This window comes from bacterium (assembly GCA_026416715.1).
In the GTDB taxonomy this organism is placed as follows: domain Bacteria; phylum UBP4; class UBA4092; order JAOAEQ01; family JAOAEQ01; genus JAOAEQ01.
The window spans coordinates 257,638-270,728 of the sequence record JAOAEQ010000001.1; the positions used below are offsets into that span (position 1 = coordinate 257,638).

6 protein-coding genes and 1 pseudogene are annotated in these 13,091 nt (G+C 39.5%); 5 read left to right on the forward strand and 2 right to left on the reverse strand.

Annotated features, from left to right (window positions below):
- Positions 1–34: 34 nt before the first annotated feature.
- From N3A72_01025 to N3A72_01045, 5 genes and pseudogenes are all read left to right on the forward strand, one after another.
- Positions 35–1,303 (forward strand): annotated as a pseudogene (locus N3A72_01025) (sulfatase-like hydrolase/transferase).
- A 67-nt stretch (positions 1,304–1,370) separates the two neighbouring features.
- Positions 1,371–2,516: a hypothetical protein gene (locus N3A72_01030; GenBank protein ID MCX7918193.1), complete on the forward strand. Its 1,146-nt coding sequence runs from the start codon at positions 1,371–1,373 to the stop codon at positions 2,514–2,516.
- Between the two features lie 176 nt (positions 2,517–2,692).
- Positions 2,693–4,879 (forward strand): hypothetical protein, encoded by a 2,187-nt coding sequence (locus N3A72_01035; protein MCX7918194.1) that lies wholly within the window; start codon positions 2,693–2,695, stop codon positions 4,877–4,879.
- A gap of 36 nt (positions 4,880–4,915) precedes the next feature.
- Complete coding sequence (locus N3A72_01040) at positions 4,916–6,208, forward strand: sugar ABC transporter substrate-binding protein (protein ID MCX7918195.1); 1,293 nt, start codon at positions 4,916–4,918, stop codon at positions 6,206–6,208.
- A gap of 5 nt (positions 6,209–6,213) precedes the next feature.
- The gene (locus N3A72_01045) at positions 6,214–7,359 is read left to right on the forward strand and encodes a hypothetical protein (GenBank protein MCX7918196.1); all 1,146 of its coding nucleotides are present in this window, start codon (positions 6,214–6,216) and stop codon (positions 7,357–7,359) included.
- Positions 7,360–9,275: 1,916 nt separating this feature from the next.
- Here N3A72_01045 and N3A72_01050 read toward each other — a convergent pair.
- Entirely contained in the window at positions 9,276–11,936 is a 2,661-nt protein-coding gene (locus N3A72_01050; protein ID MCX7918197.1) for a DUF499 domain-containing protein, read from the reverse strand.
- 12 nt (positions 11,937–11,948) lie between these two features.
- Positions 11,949–13,091, reverse strand: a 1,143-nt coding sequence (locus N3A72_01055; protein MCX7918198.1) for a DNA methylase, incomplete at its 5' end; no start/stop codon positions are given.

Consider the following 13,091-nt stretch of genomic DNA (forward strand, 5'->3'; position numbering starts at 1 on the left):
AGGTATTAAGTGTATGTAAGCGTATGCAACGTGCGCGGTATGTACACCTTCCCGGGCAGGATTGCTTACCGGCAGATATCAACAGTATTTCGGTTGGTATGATTTTAAAGAAGCTTTGGTTGGTATTCCCAAAAATGAAATGATGATACAAGAATATTTAAAGTCGCTAGGATATGCTACCGCTCTTATAGGAAAATGGCATCTCGGATATCACCATGAAATCGGACCACTCCATCGAGGATTTGACCGGTTTTATGGTTTTCTCGGTGGTCAACATGATTATTTTGATCCCCGTTTAGGTGATCCAACCGTTGGATTTCCGCTAGATTATGATGCCTATGTTTTCGATCAGAAAGAACCGGTCCAAAAGATGGATTATTTAACTGATGAACTAACCCAACGAAGTATTCAGTTTATTGAAGAACAAACAAAATCGAAAAAACCATTTTTCTTATATTTAGCATATAATACACCGCATCCACCGATGCAAGCAAAATGGGAAAAACTTGAAAAATACGCATTAAAACGGAGCGGTAAATTTAATCATCGCGATATTACTCGAGCGATGATAGATTCGTTAGATGATGGAATCGGCCGAATTATGACGAAACTTAAAGAACTGGAAATTGAGCGAGATACGCTAATAATTTTTACGAGTGATAATGGAGGCGCAGATGATCGCGGAGAAGGTCAGCCAGTAGTACAACATAATGGTGGGCTTCGTCCACGAAAAGGATTTTTGTGGGAAGGAGGGATTCGAGTCCCTTTTATTTTGCATTGGCCTAAAAAACTACCAACAGGAATCACCTACATTCATCCAGTGAGTCATCTTGATATTTTTGCGACTATAGTTGGAATAACCAAACCTTCGCAATTACCAAAACCACTTGATGGGATTAATCTTCTTCCTTACCTCCAAGGCAAAATAAAAAATATGCCACATCAAACACTTTTTTGGGGATTTGAATCGGAAGTAGATCGCTGGGCAATTCGGAAAGGAAAATGGAAATTAACCAGAGATGTTGTAAGTCCAAAATCACAATATGACGGAACTAATGTCTTGGTGGCGGAACTCCATGATTTGGAAAACGACCCGGAAGAACGAATCAATTTATCAGCGAAGTATCCTGAAAAAGTGAAAGAATTAACCGAATTGAAAGAAAAATTTTATACTAAGTGTATGCCAACTATAGCCACTCAAAGTGTTATTAGTGCATGGCAAAAGGATTTACAGAATCGTCGCGAGAAGCTGCCGCATTCAGAACAGCTGCGTCGGGATGGCGCACCTGGGCACTGGTTATAACTATTCCTATGTATACCGTCATTTAATAAACTCAAAGGAAAAAGAGAATAATATGAAGGTGGTGCCGATGACTTTAGAACAATCTAAAAACTTTTTTAAAAATGGAGTTTTCGATTGGCAGTTCGCTGAACAAGACCGTAAAAAAACATGGCTGGAACGTTGTTATTCAAAAGAACGGTGGTGGGGCGATTTTCCAAAAGATTTAAAAGTACCCCAAAACTTATTTCATGAATATCCATGGGCTATAGGGCCTTTTGAGAAGTATACCGGTAACCCTATCCTTGCGCCGACTCCTGGTTCATGGGACCAAGGTCATTTTAGTGGTGGTGTCCATAATGGTTCGATTTTGATTCGAGATGGGAAATTCTATTATATTTATCGAGGTGAGCGTCCAATAGATATTCGCACGTCGAGTCCTATTGATTATATTTGTGATATTGGTCTTGCCGTGAGTAATGATGGAATTCATTTTATTAAAGATGATATCCATAGTCCATTTTTTCGAAAAGGCGAAGACCAACGCTTTAGTTATGAAGACGTATGTTGTGTAAAATATAAAGATGTGTATTATTTATTTTGTAATCAATGGTTGTGGGAAGAGATGCATAATCCACGGATGAGCGGGGTATTTTTAGCTATTTCTCATGATTTGTTTCATTGGGAAAAAGTAGGGATTGTATTTCCTAAAGCGAACCGCATTCATCGGAATCCAGTTGTACTTCAAAGTCCCATCAATGAAGCAGTTCGGGTGAATGGTAGTTTTGTTATGTATATTAATGATGGATTGATGGCATATTCAGACGATTTAATTCATTGGGAATCAAAAGAAATCGAATATCGCTGGCCTGGTGGAGAAGGATGTTTTGCTCTGACAAATCATAGTCCAGAAAGATCCGAGGATATCATTCTTTTTACCGGCGGACACCATACTGGTCATTTTTATGCCATAGGTGAAGTTTTATTTTCACAATCTAATCCCGAAAAACCATTAGCCTATCTTCCAAGACCGGTGCTCTATGCAGAACCGAAATATCCTTACGAAAACGGGTTTACAGCTGAAGAACCACATCGGTTTATTTCGAGTTTTGCAGATACGGTATTTTTTACTGGGCTTACGCGTTATGCTGGTCGATGGTGGTTGTATTACGGTGGGAGTGAATATTATACTTGTTTAGCAAACGCCGATGCTGGACAATCTAAAAACAGCGAGTAAGTATGTTATATATCTCTGTATTTTTATAAAAAATTTAATTTTTACAATTTTATAAGAAGGTAATATATATGAAATTAACCAACAATGATAACAGTTTTATAGTTCTGGCAAAAAATTATTTATTTTGGAAACCACCCTTGATACGAAATTATATTCCACTATCCATCATCGTAGTATTGTGCTTAATATTTCCCATTCATCTTTTCGCTAAAGAATATAGCAATGTTAACATCATTTATGTAGATACGACATCATTTAAATTACAAACTGGCAACTATTTACTGGAATATTCAGTCAAAACCACGGAAAATATCCAGGGATGGATTATCATCCGGCGAACTGGAGTCAATAATTTTGGGATCGCTACAAAGTTAGCAAATGGACAGGGATTGGATGTAACTGATGCTTGCGGTTCCCGTGAGGCCTCTCTCTATGGATGGAAAGATTTGCGTAAAGATTCAAATATGTTCCGTTTCCTGACCGTTGAAGATACAACGGATATGATACAAATTCGTATTCAAACAGAAAGACAATGGGCAAAATTCGATGCTTACCTGTATGTTTATAAAAAATATCCTGGCTTGATACGTTGGACTGTAACCGCATATGCTAAAGAAGATAAAGCATTTTCGGGTAAAGCAACACCCGATTGTTTTTTCTATGTCAACGGAATGATAACTCAATGGGGTGAACAACCACAAGAAGTTGTTCGATATAGTGTGCAGCGAGGTCCAGCTTCAGGGATTTTATATTTTCGGAGCATTCCGATGAATAGCTACGTTTTTTATTTTGAGGATTTTTCGTCTTTAAACGATATTTACCGCCTTACGCAATGTGATAATCCTTATGATTATCCCGCTTTGGGAAACCCTGGTGCTGTTCGGATGGGCCACCCGGAAAGTTGGTTCCAGATGTCCAGTCCCGATGGGAATAATGTCCAGCCGCTCAAACCATATCAAGAGAAAATTGAAAAGTTTTCTGAATTCGGATATGAACGACCGCAGAGTTATCGTATCCCCAAAGGAAAAACAGTTACCTTAGCAGATACATATCTTTATCTTCGGCCAGTGACTAACCATGATAATATTACCATCTGTAAAAATTTTGTTGAAATGCTAGCTGATATCTATCAATACATCTATAAACCGCCAATGATAAAAACTGATTGGGCTAACGATATTGTACCCCAAATGGTTAATGATATTATGCGGATTGAAAACACATCGATTGTGTTGGGAAAATATAAAATACCACGCGCTTATGTACATTATGAACATGAAGATAGCCAACTCTGGACGATAGTTCAGCTTCTTCACCCGTTAGAATTATATATAAAAAAATATCCGGGTAAGAAAAATGCAGTTGAGTTACGAAACCGTTTAAATGAATCACTTCCATTATTTTTCGATAAGGAATGGAAGGGATTCCATAATAATCTAGCGCCAATTAATCAGGATGTATTTTTTACCGTTGTTTATATTTTTACTCCTGCGGTAATTATTGCAGACTTAGCACGATTAGGAAATCAAAATGCTACAACGATGCTGATGGGATTTCGTGATCGTTTATTAATTATGGGGAAAGCGTATAATTATGAAATGGCAGATATCTGGTTACGTGATTTCAGTAAACAAAAAGGATATTATCAGACGGACGCGCTTTGTTGTTATATGTATGTAATGATGGCGTTATATGAGCTCAGTGGCGGGAAAGATAAGGAATGTTTATCCGCAGCAATAGCTGCCGCTAAACGGCTAGAACTTAGATGTATGGACTTAATGTGGGAAGCGAATATGACCGCTGCGGGGGTTGTAGCTTGCGAACAATTATACAAAGCTACAGGCGACGAGAAATACCGAGCATTAGCATATATTCCACTAGCGAATGTTTTACGCGAATGTTGGTTATGGGAATCAGATTATGGTGCAGGTGAAAAGACGGTAACATTTTGGTCGGTTTGTCCTTGTCCTGGCGCACCTACGACAGCAGAATTTGAAGCCCATCGAATGCGATACCATTTTAAAGAGTATCAAAAAATGGCATCTGATTTTTTGTCATCTAATGTAAACGCGTTATTAATTGATAGTTGGAAGCGAGGCCCTACACAAAGTAGATTTGCACTTCCTCCGATTCTTGCAAAAGAAGGATTGATTCAATATATGGCCAAAGAAGGGAAAACTCAGACTAACTGCGGAGAAATTAGGTATACCCAGATGATTCCTTTCGAAGATGTGCGAGCAACTTGGGGTACGGATTTAGAATGGTGGCAGAATAATACTAAATTAGGCGCAGTTGGACAGGAAATATACGGTGCTGGTGGACCGATTTGGTATGCGATATGGCAAGATGAGTTAAATGAATAGAACAGCAATGTCATAATATTTCCAACCGAATTAAGTATGAACGTACAAAATGATATTGTTATCTACATGTGTGGTATCGGACTCATATTCGGATTATTGGCTTGTTCGCACAAAACAACAAATAACCAAACGAAAAAGCAAATAATTATTGTTAATATGACTCGGGATATGGTTGAGATTCATCAGGAAAATTTAAAAATCGAGCAAGAATTTATGCGATTAAATCCGAATATTAAAGTTATAAATATCAATGTACCGAATCGAAGTTATTGGACAAAATTATTAACGATGATTGCTGCCGGTAATCCGCCAGATATGATTTTATTAGATACAGAACAATTCCCAAAATTTGTTAAACGAGGTTATCTGCTTGATTTAACGCCATATCTTGAGAAAGATAGGGAAATTGAAATAGATGATTATTTTCCGGAAGCGGTTCGGCGAAGTTCATATCAAAAGAAAATCTTCGGTATTCCAACAGATACTGCAATAGCCCTTCCTTTTTACAATTGTGATATATTTGACCAAGTAGGAATACCATATCCATCTGAACATTGGAGTTGGGATGATTATCTTAGGATCGCGAAAAAGTTGACCCGAGATATTGATGATGATGGGAAAATTGATATTTATGGTAGTGGCGGTGTTCCTTGGATTCAATATACATTTTCGCAAGGAGGACATTTTGTTGATAATCCCATAAATCCTACTAAATGTACCATTGATGACCAAATTGTAATGAATGCAATCCAGTGGGTAGCTGATTTACGATTAGTCCATAAGGTTTCACCGGATCCAGCGCAACTCGCTTATGAAACTGTCGATGATATGTTTGTGGCTGGGAAAATCGCGATGAATATCAATGGCCATTGGCTAGTACCTAAATATAGAGCAATTAAGAAATTTCGCTGGAATGTTGCATCAATGCCAACCGGAAAAGTCGGGAAAGCGGCGATTAATTTTGGTTCCTGTTATGCAATTCCAGCTGGAACTAAACATCCAGATGCTGCTTGGAAACTCTTAAAATTTTATGCAAGTATACCTATTGCAAAGCGATTTGTTTCGTTTGGATATTTTACTCCGGCCAATAAGTTGATTGCATACTCTCCAGAATTTTTAAACAGCGGTTTACCTCCGGCTAATGAAAAAGCTTTCCTTGAAGCAATGCATTATACTGTTTCGTATCCGTTTTTCGAGAAGAATTCGGAAATGATTGATATGTTCAATTCGGAATTACAATCGATTTTTATTGGGACTAAAAAAGCTAAAGATGTTTGTCCGCAACTTGCAAAACAAATAAATCAACGTATTTTTAATCGAGGTGAGTGACCTTTATGAAACCATATAGATTACCGGTTCAACGTATCAATGATGGTAAACCTATTATTACACCTCAAGGTTCTGCGTGGGAATCTGGGGTAACCTTCAATGCAACCGCGATTTATTTACCTAGGTCGGAAAAGAACGACGCAATAATTTTGAAATTGCTGGGACTAAAAGAAATATCCGATAAAAAGTTAGATGATGGAGTTGTAGCAATATTTTACCGTGCTCGACCCAAACAGGATCCGGGATATCGATGGTCACGTTCCTACATCGGACTAGCAATATTTACTCCTATGTTTGAATTGCTAAAACGGTTCCCTGAGCCAATCTTATCTCCCGCGAACAAGGTAACAGCGTATGATGGATTAGGCGTTGAAGACCCTAGAATTACTAGGATAGACGATACATTCTACTGTGTTTATTGTGGTGTTGCTGATAAATTGAATGGAGATTATCAGGCATCAATATGTTTGGCACGTTCAACTGATTTATTCACATGGGAAAAACTTGGTCCAGTTCAAGGTGAAGTTAATTTCCCACATATAAAAAATAAAGATGGCGTTTTATTTCCTGAGAAAATTGAGGGAAAATATTTTCTGCTCCATCGACCGTATCATAATGAGTTACCATTATCTGATTTTAGTATACATCTCGCAATGGCGGATTCGTTACCTGGAGTTTGGAAAAATTGTGGGGAAATACTTCACTCTTTTATAAATCCAGAATGTTGTGATTCTTGGGTTGGTGCCGGCTCGGTTCCGATTCCGATAGGAGATAAAAAATATCTGGTTATATACCATATTGGTAATTTTTTGAAAAAGGATAAGAATTTACGAGAATATGATTTAGGGGCAGCGATTTTTGATTTTAATAACTTTTCAGAAAAGCAGCCAGCGGTAATTGTTGATAAGAGATTAGAACCGTTGATGGTTCCGGAGACTAAATGGGAAATAGAAGCCCCGTATTCGGATAGTGTAGCGAATGTTGTTTTTATTTGCGGGTCGTATGAATACAAAGGAGATATTTACCTCATTTATGGTGGTGGAGATACTTATACTCTTGCTGCGAAGGTGAACAAACAAGTATTGTTAGAAGAACTACAAAAAAGCGATTCTACTAACCCATATATCAAAAATAAAACAAATTTTTTATAAGAATGGCAGAGAATGTTAAAATAAAGTAGAAATTGTTTATTGTGTTGGAATAGCAACATTTAAATAACTGCATTATATTTTCTAGTACGCTTTTGATGACCAACAGAATATCCGAGTATTCTTGCAGTTACTTACTAATTTAGCTGATTATGCTAATAAAGCTTACCGAAAGCATGCTCGAGCTGAAAATATTCGACGAGGCGCATTACCCAATTAGGAGAAGAAAATCGGTTGAGGTTTTTATACAATTAGATATTAAAATGATGTATGATGAACAAAAGAAACGTTAAGGATTGATGGCGAACAAATGTTCCTGTAAGTTCAAGTATGTCCGGATTGTATGCAAGCAAAAGCTTGCGCGTCGAAACGGATTTTTTTATCAGCCGCTTGCCAATCTCTCGTTGGATAACAACAGTACATTCGAAGTACACTTCTAGTGAGTGGCGATCTCACTGGTATGGATCGTTCCTTCAGCCGGATGCCCAAAAATAGTCTCGGAGCCCAACCGTTTAAATAATATTTTATAAATGGTTCTATGTTACCCGGGTTATTTCGAAATAGATGTCCTCGAAATTGACCGAGTGGTTGATTAAATACAATTTGCATTATCCGTAACAAGTTTATACTATTAAATGCTGCTGTATGACAATTGATATAATCAATACAACACAGAACGAATTCATAGGTATAAAAGGTCCTAAAATACCGGTTATTGTCGTTTTTTTAATCAGGGATTGTTTTTATATAAAAATCAATGGTGGTTATATTATGGTGCAGCGGATCATGTCTGTTGTGTAGCGACCGCACATCTGAAGTAATCAGAACATGCATTGGTTGGAGAAAGAATAAAGAAATTTTCATCGAGATTTCAATTCTTTTAGTCTTATACGTATGCACAATGTGCTCTATTAACCCGTAGCTATTCCTCAAATTGGTATGCGAGCTATTTCTCGTAATATTAGTTAATTATACCCGATATCTGCAAAAGTATTACAACAAGATTGGGGTTATCCCGTTAGAATAGGTAAATTTCACTGATTGCAGAATTGGCTATAGGAGTATAAACGCTAACAATAGATAGCATCTCCTGTTAGGGGGAAGTGGCCAGGAAATTGCTTAGACGAAAAATATTTGAGTACCCGCTACTAAATGACGCTGCCATAGAGTTAAACGAGGATTCGGGATTAAAACCCCTAGGATTGGATAGGCTACCATTTTCCCGAGTTGAAGCTCGGGGAGATTGAATACTTTGACCTAATTCGTCCCTAGTTTTAGTTAGAAGGAATAGAATACGCTTTATCAATCGGAAAGGAAGGAGACCGTGTTCCCTTAATAAGAGCAAGCGGTAGCAGATAGTGTAGCTACATACTAGGGAGGAAAGCGTTTATCGGTGTGCTCGGTGGTATGACTCGGTAGTGGGGAGGTTTATAACCAAAGATCCTCGGGTTAAAACGAATATTTTATATTATCAAGAGGTGGGTGCGGTCAACGAAAAACCTCCAGCGGTGAAATGAACCAGGTTTTGAAATATCCAGAAAATCTAAATCCTTATGGTTATAGTACGAATAATCCGATAAACTTTATTGATCCAACAAGCAGATGTACAAAAAAAACCAGAATGAGTGCCCTTAGAAGAACCGCCATAAATGTAAAAATGGGTGGAAAATAAATCACCCCATCATACGGGAATGTGGCAAGATGATTACATAGGTTGTTGTGAAGAGATTGGACAATTATGCCGTGTAATCGGTTAAGATTTTCATTCCATTTCGGTTCCGGTTCCCAAGTTTTATAAATTATATTAAGGCGAGTTAAAATATCATTATCTATTTTCTTCGAAACCGACCGAAGAAAATAAATCCGTAAGTAATCGAATTTGATTGGGAAATCTATCAAATAGAAGCAGCGTTATTTTTCTATGGTTCTTCTTTCCAGTCTTTAATGTCAGCGCCTATTTGGTGCAGGGTTTCTTTAACTTTACTATCCAGCGTGGTTCGATCATACCCTGGCAACGATTCCGCCCGGATTTCGATAGTAATTTCTGGTACAGCGCCACCTTTTTCTTTTAGCGGACCGATAACTCCTTTCATCACATGACTGAGTTTATCCCAAGGAACTGTTGCGCGGATATTTACTCTGCGGACTATCGGTGCTGGACCTGTTGTGGGTTCAGATACTGGCGGGATGGTTCCAGTTCCTGTTGGAGTTTCTGGCGGTTGTTCTGCAGTTCCTCGAGGTTGCCCTTCTGCTTCTTTTTCTTTCATCATCTTTTCCGCGATTGCGCCTCGCATAACCACCGCATCCATATCCGGTAAAACCCGCTGTTTATACTTGATTTCGTTACCAACTTGGATACCTAATATCCCTGACTCGCACCCTTGTTCTACTGCATTAAGGATAATCTTCTCACTTTCCGGTATCGGCATTCCTGGCGTTTTCAAAAACAGTTCGTATATTTCCCGAACTGATTTTTGCGATTCATCTTTCCCGAAGGTTTTATCCAGCAGATATTTCGGAGTAACTGCGGTGAGGATTATCTCCTGGTCGCATAGATATTGTTTGACTCGTTCCGAAATCGTCTGACTCGTTCCGATAGTCGGGATACCTAAATCTTTCCAACCCAATCCGCTGTTTTCCATCAGCGCTAAATAGCGATATGCGTTGAGTATTTCGAATGGAATCTTCTTTTCAATCTCGATACTCTTTTTTTTCAATTCCTCGCGAGTCGGTTTCGTTAGTGTTTCGAGTAACGATTTATCGTTCTGGATATCACTAAGCGCTAGATACTGTCGAATCAATTTCGTTAGCACCAGATGCTGATGTGTATCCATTGCTAGAGTAAACAACGTATTTTTATATATTCTGAATCCTATTCCTGCTTTCTCAAACAATTCGGTGGTAAGTTGTTTTCCTTTTGCGGAATCATATCCATAGTCAGGCGATAATATCGCTAATTTCAGATTCTTATTATCGGGTATATCGGACGATTCTTTAGGCCAGAGATATATTTCTAACGCTCGACCAGCATATTTTTCCAGCAAGACGTATAGTTCTTCTTGTATCCTCTCTTCCGTAATGGTTTCTTCGCGGTCAAGGATAACCCGATTCAAGTTCGGTTGATTCCGAAACGCATATTGGTTGTTTTCTGAATGGAAATACCAGAGTTCATCCGCAAGTTTCGCGACCGCATCGCCAACGATGGTTGCGGGAATACCCTCCCGAAGTAAAGATATCCGAATTCGGGGTAACGTCGTCCAGTTATGTTCTCCACCGCTAAAAGAATAGAGAAACACTGCGGTCGCTATCCCTTGAGCGATATTATATTTTTCATATTCACTACCCATCTCCTTATCAATTTTCAAGGATTTCGCATTCTGTCCCGCAATGTCAGACGCAATAACCGATTCGAATTCGTTACCAATATGGTTGATAAACTCACGGCGAATCGTCTGATTTGCGAGATTAACCAATGCGGAGTGGATTAACGGCGAAACTACTTTCCGTTGATATAGGTCAGCGATAACTTCCGCTAATAACCGTAACACACCTCGGGTACGTTGGAATGTCGAAATTGAGCCCCACCGTTCGTATAATACGTCTATTAGTTCCGGATGAAATGGATATGCGCATAGTATCCGTTCTCGATACGCAACTTCTTTAACTTCTGACGGAACTTCGGTGCTTAAACTCTGATACAATGAAAAATAGCTCTCCGCAACCTGTTTCCGAACCTTTTCGTCTCCAAGATTCTCGAATAACCGTTTCCGAATCACTTCATAGTATTCCATCCCTTCAACTGGGGTATAAATCGTTTCAATTCGACCGCTAATCTTCTGTAATTGTCGGAGCGATCTTTCCGCTTCTTCATCGTATTGTTCAAGGATACTCGAGGGAAGTGTTATCACCAGCGCACAATGTTCCGATGCGGCAACCACTTCCGATATCTCATGCAGGAAGGCGAGGGTTTGCCCTCGGGTGGTTTTCGTTACTTGCTCGGCGCGATTCGCTTTAACAATATACTCCAGCAGTTCATCTATCAGGATTAACGTCGGACCGGAAGCATCGATTATTTGTTTAAGTTTTTCCTTGCCGGGAGCAATGCGGTTTTTATCGTGTTCTTTAACGAGAGCATACTGACCGAGTTGATCCGCAAGAGCGCCCCACGGGGTTTTCCCCGCAAGCGCATCCGCTTGGGTGCCAACAAAAACCGCTACTTGCGCTTGCTTCGGTTTGGGTAAGTTAGCGATTTCGCAAATATGGTCGATTTTTTTCCGATGCTTAATCAGATGATAAAGGGTTACTAACGCATGGGTTTTCCCGCCACCGAACGGGGTCTGCAGTTGGATTACCGGATCACCTGTGCCGTCAGTTAATCGCGTGAGAACATTATTAACGAGATTGTTCAATCCGTGTGTCAGATGGGTTTTCTGGAAAAATATACTTGCATCCTGATATTCGAGCGGCGCTTTGCCATTAACCACATCACCTAAATCGCACGCAAATATCGCTTCACTCAGTTTACCTTCACGAATATCTTTATGCGGTGTTGCTACCTGCCACCATGAGGGGAGTGACATAATATAAACCTCCTAGAACAAAGTTGGTTGCGATGGTCTTTCTTTTTCCTTGGTGTATGTTGCTTTACCGTATAAAAAGCCTTGCAGCATCTGTTTCTCTTTATCTCCGTCAGGGAGCACTTCAGCAATCGCTTGTGCGACCTGCCAGAACGCATTGTTGTTCGTAGTTCCGGTAGTCGCGAGCAGTTCGGAAATCGCTTTTCGATTATTCTGCTCCCAGTAGAGAAGACACGCATGTAAAATATCTATCATCCTATCAAACTTCTCTCTGTGTAAAAACGCTCTCCCCCGTTCTTTCGCCGTTAAAACGGAAATGTTTTCCTTCTCTTTCCTGATAAATCCGTTAGTCCATTCTTCCGTAATTTCAATGCCAACCGCTTGCGCCAGTTTACGCGCATCATCGAAATGGACGCTCGCTGAATTATACGTCCATCGCCAGAGCAGATAGAATCGGGTTGCGCGATCAATTCCAGCTAACTGCGGGCTCTGGAGTATCTTCGATAACGCATATTCGCTCACTACTTTGCGGATATACTCTAGCAGTTCTTTTGCAGAGACCTTTTCACCGGAAACCTTCTCTACACTTTCATACTTCCCGAACACTTCCATTGCCGGACCGATAGCCGATATGAAAAAATCACTGCCACCAATCCCTTCGTTCCAGAACTGGTCGAGTTTCTCTTGAATCCGTTGTTCAATCTGCGGTTTCAGTTCGTTAAAATACGCGGTTTTCATCTCGGTTCGTTTACGGCAAACCATATAGATACTCGACGCAAGCGCAGCAGATTCCTTCGCCATCAATCTTTCTTTCATTTCAGTATGTACCGGCCAACTCGCCGTTAGGTATAATCCGGAATTGAGTAACGCATTGAGAATCGTCTCCCAAGCATCCGTCGATTTATGCGCAAAAACAATACAAGCGATTCCGTCAGGTTTTAACACCCGATAGATTTCCTGAAACGCTTTGGTAATCATAGTTTCAAAAAACTGTTTTGCTTTTTTATCATCACCATGTCTAACTGGATTTTGCACTATTTCTTCTGCTTTCGGAACAAGTGGAGTGGCAAAAAGTTCCGGATATAAATCGCCAACAGTGCGTTTTAACCAGACATAAAAAAAATCTGATAACTCAGCATAATTTACATTATCATAATA